This window comes from Gemmatimonas sp., assembly GCF_036405635.1.
Taxonomy (GTDB): domain Bacteria; phylum Gemmatimonadota; class Gemmatimonadetes; order Gemmatimonadales; family Gemmatimonadaceae; genus Gemmatimonas.
Genome location: NZ_DASWXE010000194.1, coordinates 1 through 15,071, shown reverse-complemented (window position 1 = coordinate 15,071; position 15,071 = coordinate 1). Strand labels below are relative to the sequence as shown.

General features: G+C 66.0%; 10 protein-coding genes. 1 reads left to right on the top strand and 9 read right to left on the bottom strand.

Annotation, left to right across the window (positions count from 1 at the left end):
* A partial coding sequence (locus tag VGE27_RS15195) for a serine/threonine-protein kinase (RefSeq protein WP_331050518.1) occupies nt 1-1,199 on the bottom strand: 1,199 nt, incomplete at its 3' end.
* A 37-nt stretch (nt 1,200-1,236) separates the two neighbouring features.
* On the bottom strand, nt 1,237-3,324 hold the full coding sequence (locus VGE27_RS15190) for a serine/threonine-protein kinase (RefSeq protein ID WP_331050517.1): 2,088 nt from the start codon (nt 3,322-3,324) through the stop codon (nt 1,237-1,239).
* 240 nt (nt 3,325-3,564) lie between these two features.
* Here VGE27_RS15190 and lon point away from each other — a divergent pair, with 240 nt between their 5' ends.
* Nucleotides 3,565-6,117 carry an endopeptidase La gene (lon, locus tag VGE27_RS15185; RefSeq protein ID WP_331050516.1) on the top strand — a complete coding sequence of 851 codons (2,553 nt, stop codon included), beginning with the start codon at nt 3,565-3,567 and terminating at the stop codon, nt 6,115-6,117.
* A 70-nt stretch (nt 6,118-6,187) separates the two neighbouring features.
* Here the strand turns inward: lon and VGE27_RS15180 are convergent, their stop codons facing one another.
* The 7 genes from VGE27_RS15180 to VGE27_RS15150 all read right to left on the bottom strand — a co-directional run.
* Nucleotides 6,188-6,691 (bottom strand): hypothetical protein, encoded by a 504-nt coding sequence (locus VGE27_RS15180; RefSeq protein WP_331050515.1) that lies wholly within the window; start codon nt 6,689-6,691, stop codon nt 6,188-6,190.
* Nucleotides 6,688-7,176, bottom strand: a complete 489-nt coding sequence (locus tag VGE27_RS15175; RefSeq protein WP_331050514.1) for a hypothetical protein — start codon at nt 7,174-7,176, stop codon at nt 6,688-6,690. The genes VGE27_RS15180 and VGE27_RS15175 overlap by 4 nt, the downstream gene beginning before the upstream one ends.
* Before the next feature lie 2 nt (nt 7,177-7,178).
* On the bottom strand, nt 7,179-9,377 hold the full coding sequence (locus tag VGE27_RS15170) for a TonB-dependent receptor (RefSeq protein ID WP_331050513.1): 2,199 nt from the start codon (nt 9,375-9,377) through the stop codon (nt 7,179-7,181).
* Nucleotides 9,378-9,481: 104 nt separating this feature from the next.
* Complete coding sequence (locus VGE27_RS15165) at nt 9,482-10,750, bottom strand: hypothetical protein (protein WP_331050512.1); 1,269 nt, start codon at nt 10,748-10,750, stop codon at nt 9,482-9,484.
* Nucleotides 10,751-10,886: 136 nt separating this feature from the next.
* Nucleotides 10,887-12,029 (bottom strand): NAD(P)-binding domain-containing protein, encoded by a 1,143-nt coding sequence (locus VGE27_RS15160; protein WP_331050511.1) that lies wholly within the window; start codon nt 12,027-12,029, stop codon nt 10,887-10,889.
* Between the two features lie 20 nt (nt 12,030-12,049).
* Nucleotides 12,050-13,240 (bottom strand): ferrochelatase, encoded by a 1,191-nt coding sequence (gene hemH / locus VGE27_RS15155; RefSeq protein WP_331050510.1) that lies wholly within the window; start codon nt 13,238-13,240, stop codon nt 12,050-12,052.
* A 123-nt stretch (nt 13,241-13,363) separates the two neighbouring features.
* Nucleotides 13,364-15,071: transglycosylase domain-containing protein (locus VGE27_RS15150; RefSeq protein WP_331050509.1), on the bottom strand; the 1,708-nt coding region annotated here is incomplete at its 5' end.

Below are 15,071 nucleotides of genomic sequence, written 5' to 3'. Positions count from 1 at the left end.
ACCGACGTGTCACGCTTGCGTTGATCACGCACCGCCGAGCGCCAATCCTTGAGCGCTTCCTTGTTGGCCTTGCGCCATTCCCGCGTGGTGCGTCGGTCCGCGCCGTCTGGCAGCGGTGGCAACTGCGGGATGGGGGGCAATCCACCAGGCGCTGGCAATGCCCGTGGAGCGGGTGCCGGCTCAAAAACCTTGCGCGGCGCCCAATCCTCGGCGCGATGCCCAAACCTCTCGAGATCACGATCGGCACGCGGCGGTGGCATGGTGGCCGCGGTGGCCCCATGCATCGAACCGTCGCGCTGCACGCGTCGCAGCGCATCGCGCAGTTGCAGGGCACTCTCCCAGCGGTCCTGCGGTCGCTTCGCGAGGCAACGTTCCACCAGTTCGGCCAGCGCGCGCGGCGCATCCGGGCGCATGGAACGCAGCGGCGGTGGGGTTTCGCTGACGTGCTTCATGAGCATCGCCGGCGTCGTGCCCGCTTCGAACGGCAGTCTACCCGCGAGCATGAGATAGCCCACGATGCCAACCGAGTAGATGTCACTGCGCCCGTCGACGTCCTTGTCCCCCATGGCCTGCTCGGGGCTCATGAACGAGGGCGTACCCACGGCGATCCCGGTCTGCGTGAGACGGGACCCACTTTCGGCCGCACGGGCAATGCCGAAGTCCGTCACCATTGCCCGGCCGGACTCGCGATCGAGCAGCACGTTGTCGGGCTTGATGTCACGGTGCACGACCCCTGACGCATGCGCGTAGGCCAGCGCGTCGGCCATCTGCTCGAGCACCTTCGCCACAAAGGCAAAATCGGGGCGCGGTTCACGCAGGATGCGCGTGGCGAGGCTCTCGCCGCGCACCAGCGACATCGCGAAACACACCAGCCCCGACGCTTCGTGCACCGCGTAAATGGGCACGATATGCGGATGGTTCAGACGGGCGGCCGTCTGCGCTTCGCGCACGAACCGCTCGCGCACATCGGGGCGGAATGCGAGATCGGGGGGCAGCACCTTGAGTGCCACCGGTCGCTGGAGGCGCACGTCTTCGGCGGCATACACCACCGCCATGCCTCCGCGCCCCACTTCTTCGCGGATGATGTACTGCTCACCGATCGCCGCTGTCACCCGGTCACGCAGCAGTGACGCGTCCGCTCCATGAGCGCCATCGGCGCCGCCTCCGACAGGCGCTGGCGCGCGGTCGACGGGAGTCATCGGCATTGTCGGTGACGGTGCGCCGGTGGTCTTACGCTCAGTTGCCGGAACGCGCGCTCGTGAGATCGCGAACTTCGGCGGCCGCCTGCACCGCGATGTCCACTTCACGCGCCATGGCCATCGCCTGCTCGGCCACCAGCGTCACGCTCTGCACCGAACTGTTGCCCGTGCGGAGGCGCACCAGATCGAGTCGCACGTTCTCGAGGGCCATGCGACAGTTGTCGAGCTGCGCACGGCGCGTCTCGATCTTCTTCTGCGCATCGATGAGCACACGCCGTTCCCGACGCAGCGCCGCGAGACGACGCACACGGGATTCGCTGCGCGAGGTGTCCAGCGGATTGGCTTCCGCCTCGAGCGTGGTGATTTCGGACTCGGTACGGTGCAACTGCTCCGGGCTGCTCGTGGACTCGATGAGCGCGAGATCCTTGGCGATGACCTCCACCTTGCTCACCAGGTCAACCGACATCTGCGCCACGTCGGGTATGCGCGAACGCTCCGTGGTGGGCAGCGTAGCGAGCAGGCGACCGATCTCTTCACGATCGGCACGCGCACCGCGCACCAGGTCGACATAACGACCCAATTCATCGTCGCGCACGGGCATACCAACGGCCGGCAGCGTGGCCGGGCGTGACAAACGGCCCGGCGGCTTGGAGCTCAGCGCACCCTTGAGACGACCACGCAACTTGCCCTGCGCCCGCAACTCCTCGCGCTTCTTGCTGCTGAAGGTCGCGTTGATGCTGTCGCCCATGTCCTCGAATACTTCGCCGAGCACGCGGTGGCGTGGCTGGCGCAGCACATCGCGCCAGTCGAAGTCGTCGGACCACAGCTGTGCGTACTTCCAGGCGATGTACACGGTCCACAGCGTGGTGATGCCCAGGAAGTCGCTGCTGCCGAAGATGCTGAGCAGCACCATCGGTGTATTCACGAACAGGTACACGGCAAACCGCTTGCGGAACCGCACGACGCGCGGGTCCTCGAACCGGGCCTCGTCCTCGCGCGTCACCGCATCGCCCTCGTCCTGCCGATACGGCGCAGGCGGCTGCCCTGCATTGCCATACGAAGCCGGCGTGGACGTCAACGTGCGCGACTGATACGCCGGCGCCTGATAGCCGGGAGCACCATAGCCGCCGAGACCCACCTGCGCGCCGGCACCACCTGTGCTGAGCGGCATGCCGCCAATGGGCGCCCCATTGAACGTGACCGGGCGACTGCCCGGCGACGTCATGGCCCCCAGCGGCATCGGCGGCACGAGGCCGGTTTTCAGGGACTGCGTGAGCTCGTTGGCGGTCTGGAACCGGTGATCCGGGTTCTTTTCCAGCAAACGCATCACGATGGCCGCCAGATCGGGCGGCACATCGGGACGGCGCTGCGAAATCGGCACCGGCGTTTCGGCCAGATGCTTCACGAGCAGCGCGGGGGTGGTGTTGCCGAGGAACGGCGGTTCACCACACAGCATTTGGTACGCCACGATGCCTAGCGAGTACAAATCGCTGCGGGCGTCGAGGTCACGATCTCCCGACGCCTGCTCGGGCGACATGTAGGCCGGCGTCCCGATGGCCACACCGGTGGCGGTCAGGCGCGACGTTTCGCCGCTGTCGCTGGCCGCACGGGCAATGCCAAAGTCGGTGACAAGCGCCCGGCCATCGATGCCATCGAGCAGGATGTTGTCCGGCTTGATGTCACGGTGGACGACACCACGCGCGTGGGCGTAGGCGAGCGCATCCGAGACTTCCTGCAGCCAGCGGCGCGTTTCGTCGATGGGAAGCGGACCACGCTTCTGCAGCCTGGTGGCGAGATTGTCGCCATCGATGCAGGCCATCACGAAAAACACGAGGTTCCCCACCTCGTCCACCGAGTAGATCGGGACGATGTTGGGATGACTCAGTTGCGCGGCCGTCTCCGCTTCACGGAGGAAACGGGACCGTACATCCCGTCGGAATGACAGCTCGGGCGGCAGCAGCTTGATCGCCACATGGCGCTTCAGCCGCTTGTCGCGTGCCCGGTAGACGATACCCATGCCACCGCGGCCGATCTCCTGATCGAGCTCGTAGGTGGCGCTGAGCGCCTGCTCCACGTGTGCGCGGAGCTCGACGTCTTCGGCATGTGGGGCTACGTGATCGGACACTCGAATGGGATCGGGGACAGACCTGAATGACCTCCCTAGTGTAGCACCCGGGAGTATGGGGCGACAGCATCCCCGGGGAGGACGGGCCGGATAGTGATCCGGTCGGCCGTCCCGGCAGGCTGACGTCAGTCCCTACGTCATTGGGTCAGGGAAAAGTTGCAATCCCTGCCGCGATGGCGTAAACCGGACGGTGCGGAACGTGCCATACCTGGGAGCCACTCCTCTTGCTCAGGATTTCTCATGGGTCAGCGTCAAACTCTTCCGGTACTGCCCCTCCGCGGGACAGTCATGTTTCCCGGCATCACCGCGCCGATTGCGGCGGGGCGACCGGGCACCCTGCGCGCGATCGAGACGGCGCTCAAGGGCGACCGCCTCGTCTTCGCCGTCGCCCAGCGCGACAACACCGAAGAGCCGGCGCCGGATATTCTCTTCACCACGGGCGTGATCGCCCGTATCGGCCAGGTCCAGCGTGGCCTGGGCGGTGTGCAGCTGCTGTTGCAGGGTGAGCAGCGCGCGACCGCACTCCACTACTCCGAAGTGGAAGGCCACCTCACGGCGGTGATCGTGCCCGCCGAGGAAATGATGCCGCTGGACCTCAAGGACCCGGCATTCGAGGCGCTTCATAAGGAAGCCCGCGAGCGGGCGGCCGAGTTGGGCGAAAAGCGCGGCTTGCCCGAAGAGGTCGTGCACCAGGTGCTCGACTCCGTGGAAGACGCGGGCCGCTTTGCCGACCTCGTGGCCGGCTATATCGAGCTCACGGTGCCGGAAAAGCAGGGACTGCTGGAAACGCTCAGTGTGGAGGAACGCCTCCGCCGGGTGCTCGTGCACGTCCAGCGCCAGATCGGCCTCCTGGAAGCCCAGGAAGACATCAAGAGCCAGGTGCAGGAAGAGCTGGGCGAACGCCAGCGCGAGATGTTCCTGCGCGAACAGCTCAAGGCCATTCAGAAGGAGCTGGGCGACGACGACTCCAGCAAGGAGATCATCGAGCTGCGGGAGAAGATCAGCAAGCTCGATCTCCCGAAGGAAGCGCGCGCGGAAGTGGAACGTGAACTCGGGCGCCTGGAGCGCGCGGGCCGCGAGAGCATGGAAGCGCAGGTCATTCGTACCTATCTGGAATGGATCGCCGAGTTGCCGTGGAACGAGCGCTCGGACGACCATCTGGAATTGGCGCGGTCGGGTGAGATCCTGGACGAAGACCACTACGGCCTCAAGGAAGTGAAGGATCGCATCCTCGAGTTCCTTGCCGTGCGCCAGTTGCGTGCACAGCAGGTGGCCGCCGAAGTGGCCACGACGGGCGAATTCCCGGCGTCGAAGCTCAAGGGCGACACGTCCGATGCCAATCCGGCGCTCAGCACCACCAGCAACGACGAAGACCGCCAGATCACCGACACCCGCGAGGCCAAGTCGCGTGCGATGGCGCGTGGCCCTATCCTGCTGTTCAACGGCCCGCCGGGCGTGGGCAAGACGAGCATCGCGAAGTCCATCGCGCGTTCGCTGGGCCGCGAATACGTGCGTGTGGCCCTCGGCGGTGCGCGTGACGAAGCGGACATCCGCGGTCACCGCCGCACCTACGTGGGCGCCATGCCGGGACGCATCATCCAGGGCATGAAGCAGGCGGGTTCGCGCAATCCGGTGTTCCTGCTCGACGAAGTGGACAAGCTCGGACAGTCCTATCAGGGCGATCCGTCGAGCGCGCTGCTCGAGGTGCTCGATCCGGCCCAGAACGATTCGTTCACCGATCACTACCTCGGCGTGCCGTTCGACCTGAGCGAAGTGCTGTTCATCGCCACGTCCAACTTCATTCAGAACATTCCGGGTCCGCTGCTCGACCGTATGGAAGTGGTGGAGTTCAGTGGCTACACGGAGCGGGAGAAGAAGGAGATCGCCACCACCTACCTCATTCCGCGGCAGCTCGAGGAATCGGGACTGGGTGGCCGGGACCTTTCGTTCACCGACGAAGCGGTCATGAAGGTGATCAGCGAGTACACGCGCGAGTCTGGCGTCCGTCAGCTCGAGCGCCAGCTCGGCGCGGTGGCCCGCAAGGTCGCCCGTCGTGTGGCGATGGGCGACAGTGGGACCATCGAGGACAAGGTCATCAGCCCGGAAGAGGTGCGTGACCTGCTCGGACGTCCCAAGGTGCATCCGGAACGCGCGGCCGAACACGATGAAGTGGGTATCTCCACCGGCATGTATTACACGCCGATGGGTGGCGACATCATGTTCGTGGAAGCCAGCATCCGGCGCGGCGCATCACGTCCAAGTGACGATGCCGAGTCGGTGCGTGTGGGACCCATCTCGCTGATCCTCACCGGACAGCTGGGCGATGTGATGAAGGAAAGCGCCCGCGCGGCGCTCACCTACGCCACGAACAACGCCGAGCTGCTGGGTATCCCACGCGATCGGGTGCAGAGCGCGAGCGAAGCCCACATTCACGTGCCGGCCGGTGCCATCCCCAAGGATGGTCCGAGCGCAGGCATCGCAATCGCTACGGCGCTCGTCAGCGAACTGTCCAACCGCAAGGTGCGGCGCGATGTGTCGATGACGGGTGAAATCACCCTGCGCGGCCGCGTGCTGCCCATCGGCGGCGTGAAGGAAAAGGTCCTCGGCGCCCATCGTTCCGGCATCAAGGATGTCATCATCCCCAAGGCCAACGAAGCGGACCTCGAGGATGTGCCGGAAGAGGTGCGCAAGCAGCTCACCTTCCATCCGGTGGAGACACTGCGTGAGGTACTGACCATTGCACTGGCCGATGCGCCGGCGCCGGTGGAAGAGCTGGTCGAGCTCGAAGTCTGACGAAGTCTGTCTGAGCAAAGGGCCGGTGGGAGACCATCTCCCGCCGGCCCTTTGGCGTTTCAACAACGCGTTACGGACGCACCGTGAAGTTGAGCGACGGCGCTTCCCAGATGGTGGTGGTTCCGCGCAGCACACGAAACGTCATGCGTGACGCTCCAGCGGCCTGACCGGTGAGTGTGCCGCCACGACGGTCGCCGTCCCACCGCGCGCGTGAGGGATCTTCAATGACCACGGGCACCGAGTAGTCCGTGCGGTTTTCCAGCGACTGCCATTCACTGCGAGGCGGCACGTCGTGGTCGTCAGCGGAACGCCCCTGCGTGATGAAGTACACACGCAGCTCTCGCCGTGCCCCGACATTGACGATGGGGAAGCCGTGCCAGTGGGCATCGTGTGAGAACATCACCTCACCCGAGGCCACGTCTTCCACCACCATGCCCGCGACTTGCAGTCCAGGCGGATTCACCGTGGGGTCGGTGGCCTCACTGCCGCCACATGCGGCGAGAAGCACGGCCACGGGCAGTGTGCGGGCGAGGAAGGTGCGGCGTCGCAACGATCGCATCAGGCGTCTGGTCATGGGGTCTCCATCAATCGGTATGCCTGGCACTGTCCGGCGGGGCGCACATGCACATCGAGCCATGGCGTCACGAGATCGGCATGCGTTTCGTGCCAGATGAGAAAGCGCACACGAGTCGTGCCCGGTGCCAGTGGAATGAGCCGTCCACGTCCGCGCAGGGGTTCCCACGTGACGAGAGGGTCCTCACTCTCGCCGCGCACATCGAGATCGCGCCGCGATACGAGATCGACTGGCAATCCACGAAAGTCGAGTGCATGCGGAACGAGCGTGCGCACCTGTCCATCACACAGCAGCAGCGGGCCGCCGCTCCAACTGCGATTGTCCACCGTGCGCACGGTGATGGACGCGTCGGTCGAATCAGCCAGCATCAACTCCGCCACCTCGGCATGTGGCGTGACCACGGCGATGGGATGTTCGCAGGCGGTGAGCGTGGCGAGGCACGCCGATACAACCAGGGTGTGCCGGAGAATGCGGGAAGGCGTCATGGTCACCAGCTCCAGCGATACAGCGCGCGCAGATTGCGTCCGGGTTGCGGCGCGACCTGCTTCGCGCGCCACAGGTGATCGCGCCAGTCGGTATCGAGTGCGTTGTCGATGGACAGCGTGATTTCGTGTAGCTGTGCCCCAAGCATCCAGCGACGTCCCACACTGCCCTGCAGCTGCATCCAGGCGGGCGTGCCGCAGAACTCGGCGGGCAACAATGCAGGTGCGTTGAGCCCCCGCGACGCATGAAGCGAACAGGTCGTGGCGCCCAGCGTGAACGGTGCGAGAGGTACGCGCGACTGACGCGCGGCGGCATCAAGGCCCAGTGTCGCACTCCATCGTGCGCCTTCCCACCGCGCCTCGGTGCGGGCGCGCAGCGGTGGCATGGCCGGCAGTGGCACCCATCCATTGCTTGCCTGTTGTTGTCCATGCACCCAGGACAGCGTGCCGTCGACACTCAACCCGCGCACCATGGGCGCACGCCACGTCATCCGGGCTTCGGCGCCGTGCATCCGGGCATTGGCTTGGTCGGCCTGATACACGTTGTAGCGCCGCAGTCGCTGGTCGCGCACGGGTTCGCCCGTGATGGAGTCCACCAGCGGACGCTGATAGATGAAGTCGCGTACGCGCATCACGAATGCCGATGCCTCCACGCGCCACGCCCCGCGCTCTATGCGTGCGAAGAGATCAGCACCCGCACCATGTTCCGCGCGAAGTTCGGGATTCCCCACTTCGTAGGCGTAGGTGGCAAGATGTGGGCCCGCCGAGAAGAGTTCTTCGATGGCAGGCGGGCGGAACGCGCGTGTCGCGCTCGCTCCGATGGTGAATCCGGCGCGCGGCTCGAAGGTGAGTCCCACACTTCCCGTGGGCGCGGTGAACGCGCGCGTGCGCACGTTGCGCACCAGCCGCGTTTCCGTGCTGTCGAGCGGCGTGATGCGTGCGCGATCGAAACGCAGCCCCCATTGCAGGCGCAGCGGACGACCGATGGAGAGGAGCGAGTCGAGCGTCCACTCTTCCATCATGAACACGGCCGACGAACGCAGTACGCCAGGACGGGTGCCGGTGTAGCTACCTTCGGCGCGAAAGTCGCGCCATTGATGCCACACGCCGACGCTGCCCTGCACCGGCACACCCATGTGGCGCCGGTATTGCGCGAGAGCGTCGGTGTTGGCCATGAGCTGGCCGAAACGGGTGCCAACGAAGCCGCCGCGCTCGAGCTCGGACTGCTCAAAGCGCACGTACTGCGAAGAGGCCGTCAGTTGCGTGAGACGGGGCCACCATCTGTCGTGCACATCGTTCGCGGGCGCGCGCCAGGATGCATCGACACGACCACTGCGGCGTGTGAGATCGACGTACACGCCACCGTCGTGCGCTCCAGGCAGCACCACTCCACCAAAGCTCCCCGGCACACCATAGGTGCTGGACACATCGCGCACGGCGGCGCCGATGCGCCAGTATCCACCACCCACGATGTCCACCAATGCCGCGCCGGCGCCGACGTCATGGCCACGGACATCGGAGAACGGCAGTGTACCGGTTGGTGTGCGCGTGTCACCCGCTGTGCGCCACGAGCCGCTGGTGCGCCACGTGAACGCACCCAGACCGCCACGCAGTTGGGCGTTGACAACGCCGCCGTCATTCACCGACTCGCCCTGTGCGCTCAACGCCCCAGACAGCGCCCGCGTCAGGCGTTCGGTAGGTACGTCGTCGCGCACGACGTTGATCACGCCCCCCAGACTGTTGCTGCCGAAGAGCAAACCGGCGGGGCCACGGACCACTTCGATGCGCCGCGCCGTCATGGGATCGATGGTGACGGCGTGATCGGGCGCGGTGGTGGCGATGTCGCCGGTGCGCTGGCCGTCTTCGAGTACCAGTACGCGATCCCCGGTGAGCCCGCGTATCACGGGCTGCGTGGCCATGGGGCCGTTACTGCGCGCCGTGACGCCCGGCTCACCCGCGAGAGTGGCAGCGATGGATGGCGCACGGCGACGATCGAGCTGCCGGCCTTCGAGGACGCTGGCCGGTCGGGCCAACGACGGACCACCGCCTTGCACGGCCGTGATACGCACGGCCCCCAGCATCTGGGCGCGCACAGAGTCGCGAGCGATCGAATCGCGGGCCGCCGAGTCAGGTGCGGTGGGACGTCCCTGCGCCTGCGCGGCCAGTGGTTGCGATGCCGTACACGACAACGCGAGAGCGCCCATGGCACATACCGATCGGCGCCATCCGGTGCGGCTCAACGAGATGCGCACCACCGGACATCCGCCTGGATGCCCGGTGTGTTGATCACGACGATTCACAGGGTGGCTTACTTCTGCAGCGTGCGATTGGCGGTCACGCCGAGGACCACGATGCGCTCAGGCGTGCCGCCCACCGCGAGCGTACGGGTCAACGACGGCACACCCGTCGTGCTGATCGCGAGTTCGAGTACGCGGCCTTGGGTGGGGCTGGTCACGTAGAGCACACCTTCGGCGGTGGCGAAGAACGGCGTGAGCACGGTGCCACTGGTCGGCATCGCAGGCACGGCGGCGTTCAGTGTGCCGGTCACCTGACGCGTGGCCATGTCCACGATGTAGAGATTGCCCGACCGTCCGAGCACGGTGGCATACCGTCCGCTGTAGTCGAAGCCCGCCGTCCAGTCGAGATCGTTGGCGGGCAGTACGATGGGCTGCATGTTGCGGGCGCCTGCGTTGGTCACACCCAGGGTGCGCGTAGCCGTGCTCACGGTCTGGCCACGAATCGACATCAGGACGAGGAAGTTTGCCTGACTGTGATGGGCCCACACGGTGCTCACGCCGAAACGCGCATCCGTGGCGTGGGTGAGCTTGGTGAACGTGGGCGTCGTGCCGGTGGCATTCACCAGCAGCGCGCCATCGGCGCACCCGTACAGCGAACCATTGTTGTTGCCGGCAAGTCCATGGAGGCCGGTGCAATCGCGATTGCGGCCAATTTCCTGACCGGCGCGATTGTACACCACCACACCGATCGGACCCGTGCCCACCGCGGGATCACGCAGGGACGCCGACACGAAGTTGCCGTCGGTCATGGCCATGCCTGCGCCATGGTGGGCTGAGCCCGTATTGATCGTCATGAACGGCGCCGTGCTGCCGCCTGCGACGGTCTGCTCATTGAAGAAGCGCACATTGCCCGAGCCGTCGAAGTGCACGGACGCGAGGTCGCCAAGGTAGTTGCCGTGAATGGGCACCGAGTCGTTGAAGTACCCGATCATGCGCGGCGCTGCGAGCACCCCACGATCGCCCTGCGCATACACCCCACCGTCGATGAAGCCGATGCTGTTGCGCGTCTGGAAGTGCGCGAAGGCCACTCGTCCCTTCGGCGAATACAGGTAGGTGATGCGCGACGGCAGTCCGCCCAGGGAATCGACGCGCTGCCCATTGGCGGCATTGAACACCCGCGCGAACGGTGCGGTGTCGGAGACCACCAGGCGGCGGTACTCGGTGCTGGGCGCGGTGTTGCCGTTGCCGCCGGTGGGGCTGTCCTCGTCGTCGCCGCAAGCGACGACGGCAAGAGCGCCAAGGACCAGGAACGGCAAGCGAAGACCGGAGAGACGAGACATGGCGGGCGGAGAGCTGAGGGTGTCGTGTTGGTTTTTGATTACCAACTATCATCAACAACCCAGCATAAACCTCGCGCTTATGCGATGTCAATATCATTAACGACAGGACAGATTCGACGAACGACCCGCAGGTCGATCAGGCGCGGGTCAGCTCCCGCAGTACCAGACGGGTCACCCGGCGCGCCACGCCCTCGGCACTGGCGTCACCATGGGCGATGGCTGCCGCCACCGCGCGCTCCTCGAGGGCACCGAGTCGCGCACCCAACTGCAGGCGATGTGTGGCCCGCGCGTACCGGTCCAGCTCGTGCTGCAATGCCGACGACGCTCGGCGGGTGCGTTCCACCTGCAGCAAGGGTGCCTCCACCCCGGCAATGGCCTTGAGCGGGACCACGTCCACCTGCGCCGCCTCAAACTCGGTGGACACGGCGCCTGGCACACCAAGGTCGATCCACAGCGCACGCCCGGCCCGTTCCGGCATGAATGGCGCAAAGTCCGGCGCAATCAGCGGCGACGTCACATGAGCCGCAAAAATGACCACATCTGCCTGCTGCACGGCGCCGGCCCGGTGCTCCCACGGTTTCGTGGCCACACCAAACCGCTCGGCGATGGTTGCCGCCCGTTCGTCCGTGCGACTGGTGACGGAGATGTCTAGCGACGGCAGCAGTGCGTCGTCCGCAGCGCGCAATGCTTCGAGGGTACTACGCGCCGCGTCACCCGATCCGATCACCAGCACGCGGCAGGCACCTTCCGTCGACCCGGTGTCGTACTGCCGACGATGCGCCGCCATGCGTTCCACCACACGATCGCCCAGCGTGGGATCACCTTCGGAGCCCATCGCCGCGCGGATGTGGCGCGCGGCGTCGATGGACTGCCGGAACAGCGCGTCGATGGGGCCGCACGCAGTGCCCGCTTCGCGCGAGGCAATCCATGAGCGACGCACCTGCCCGAGGATCTCCGGCTCGCCGTAGCGCACCGACTGCATGCCGGACGCCACCGAGAAGAGATGACGGACTGCCAGATCGGCGTCGACACGATCGATGCGCACGTTGGACGTATCGCCAATCACCTCGGTCACGAACCATTCGCCGAGTTCTTCCTCGCCCCACCAGTACAACTCTGTGCGATGGCAGGTGCTGAGCAACACCGCTGACGACTCACGCGCGCGAAGCGCTGCCAGCAGTTCGTCCGTGCGTTCGACGGACAGACGCAGACGGCCCACGCGCTCGGCGGAGTTCGCCGCGTGAGAGACGCCAATGACATGAAACGGGAGCAGGAACACGGATGCGTCTCTGTGCCGTTTCAGTGCGTCGCGGCAGGCGCAGCGACGGCGCGGGTCGCCGCACGCGGTGTCGCATGCGCCACGGTCGACGGCGCATCGGAAGCGGCGGGCTTGCACCCGGTTGCGCCCGACACCACACGCGACGGAATGCCACGGCACTGGTCATTGGTGCAGCCGGGGCAACGCGTGACGTATTGCGGGCTCCACGGCGTGCGCGCCGCGAGGTGCTGGGCCACGATGTCCGCGAGCGCATCGAGAAACTCCGTGCGCACATTCAGCGCCGGAGCACGACGGAACCCGGTCATGCCCAGCGAGTGCGCCAGTTCCGCATACTCGATGTCGAGCTCGGAGAGTGTCTCGATGTGATCGCTGGTGAAAGCGATCGGCACGATGAGCAAGTTCTTGCGCCCCGACTTGGCGAACTGCTCGATCACCTTTTCGGTGCTGGGTCCAAGCCAACGCACCGGCCCCACTTCCGACTGATAGGTCACGAGGTGCGGATTGCGCAGCCCGATCGCCTGCACCACCCGACTCACCGACGCACCGATCTCGGCGGGATACGAATCCCCACGATCGATCACCGACAGTGGCAGCGAGTGTGCGCTGAACATCACCAGCACATCGTCGCGTTCCGCCTCGGGGAAGTCTTCGAGGCCATCTTCCACTGCGCCGGCCATGGCTTCGATGAAGCCGGGATGCTCACCCCAGCGGTCGATGATGCTCCACTCGAACGCGTCCTTGAGGCCGGTGCGATCGAGCGCACGCCACAGGTCGTTGAGGCTCGAGCCGGTGGTTGCACACGACCACTGCGGGTACTGCGTGAACGCAATCGCGCGTGTGATGCCATCGGCCTTCATGGCCCGCAGCGCATCGTCGGCAAAGGGCGTGGTGTAGCGAAATGCGATGTAGAAACGGTGCGGCGCGGTTTCCGGCGACATCTCGTCGAGGCGGCGGCACATGGCTTCGCCCTGCGCTTCGGTCCACGACCTGATCGGTGAACCACCGCCGATCGCATCGTACAACTTGCGCACTTTGGGTGCGCGTCGCGTGGCGATGAACTTGCCGAGGAAATCCTGCCACGGCAGTTGGATGATCTCACGGTCCGCGAACAAGCGCACGAGAAACGGCTCGACATCATCGAGCGTGGCGGGGCCGCCGAGGTTCATCATGACGATGCCGGTGCCGCCACGTGGTGCGCTGGATGAAGTCATGCCGAAGCATCGACAGTTGCACACACCGGAACCATTCCGGTTCTCTACGGGCACCGCTCCGTACTGTTACCTACCTCAGGTACGACGCACACCACGTACGTCACACATGAGAATCTCTACAATTCAATTCCCGATTGGACCGAGTCGGAAAAGACTCCACGGCCACGCGAGTGCACCGGGTTCGGTGCCTTCGAGAAACCATTCAGTGTAGCGCTGCTCGGTGGGCGTATTCGCCGTCGACGGCTGTCCGGTGCTGCGATCGAGCTCGACCGCGACAACGCCCGGCGGCGGCGTCCACGCCGTGCTGGTGCGCGATTCGTATGCGGACGCGAGAATGTGCCCGGCGATGGGCGCGGCCAACGTGCCACCCGCGGCGCCCGGTGCGATCATGGCTGGCTTGTCGAAGCCCAGCCACACGCCGGTGACAAGTTCAGGCGTCATCCCCACGAACCACACATCGGTGTTGTCGTTGGTGGTGCCCGTCTTGCCGGCAACGGGAACACGCGACGGCACGAGGCGTCGCAGCGAAGTCGCGGTGCCGCGTGTGACCACATCCTGCATCATGTCGCGCACGATGAACGCAACACGCGGGTCCATGGCCGGACGTGTTGGGGCACCGGCGGGGCTCAGCACCGTACGACCAGTGCGGTCTTCCACGCGCGCGATGAAACGCGGGTCGACTCCCACGCCTCCGTTGTCGAAGGCAGCATAGGCCGCGACAAAATCGAGGGGCTGCACGACGCTCGCTCCCAGCGCACTGGACGGATACGGCGCAATGGGCGCGCGCAACCCGGCGCGTCGGGCCAGCGCCGTCACCGAGTCCATACCCACCGACACTGCGAGCTGCACGGCGACGGGATTACGCGATCGCGTGAGAGCTTCGCGCAGGGTGAGCGTGCCCAGAAACGCGTTGTCGGCGTTGTCGGGCGAGTAGATCTGGCCGTTGTCGAGACGCAGACGCAGTGCGGTGTCGGCAACGGTCGCGTTGGCCGTCAGTCCCTGCGCGATGGCCTGCGCATACACGAAGGCCTTGAAGCTCGATCCCGGCTGGCGGTTGCCGTCGACGGCACGATTGAACGAGGAACGGCCGTAGTCACGACCACCCACCAGTGCGCGGACATCACCCGTGGCCGGATCGAGCACCACAGCCGCGCCCTCGAGACACGCAGCCACACGTGGCGCCTTCGCACCAGGCTTGGTGGTGGTGTCAGCGCTGGGGCGGCACCGCTGACCGCGGAAGCCGGGCCGGCCTTCGATTTCTTCGATGCCGCTGGTGAGCGCCTGCTGCGTAGCCCGCTGCAGCGCGAGGTCGATGGTGGTGTGAATGCGATATCCACCCTGCATCACGGGTACGCCCGCACGCTCGGCCTGCACGCGCACCACGTCCACTACCCACGGCGCCTGCTGTCGGCTGGTGCTCACGGTGCGCACCGGCTCCTTCTGCGCGGCCTGGGCCTGTGCGGCGGTGATGTAGCCCTGATCGGCCATCAGCGCGAGCACGGTGTTGCGGCGCTCGCGATTGCGCTCCGCGTAGCGCACGGGGTCGTAGAGCACGGGACTCTTGGGCATCGAAGCCAGCGACGCGGCCTCGGCCAGCGTGAGATCGGCGGCGCCCTTGGCGAAGTACTGCCGGGCTGCCATTTCGATGCCGTACGCCCCGCGTCCAAACGAGATCTGATTGAGGAACGCTTCCAGGATCTGCTCCTTGGAGTAGTGGCGTTCCATTTCCCGCGCGGCCTGCTGTTCGCGAAGCTTGCGGGTGGGCGAGCGATCCCGGCGGTCGATCACGTCGGGGTGCATGTTGCCCACCAGGAGCTGCGTGATGGTACTG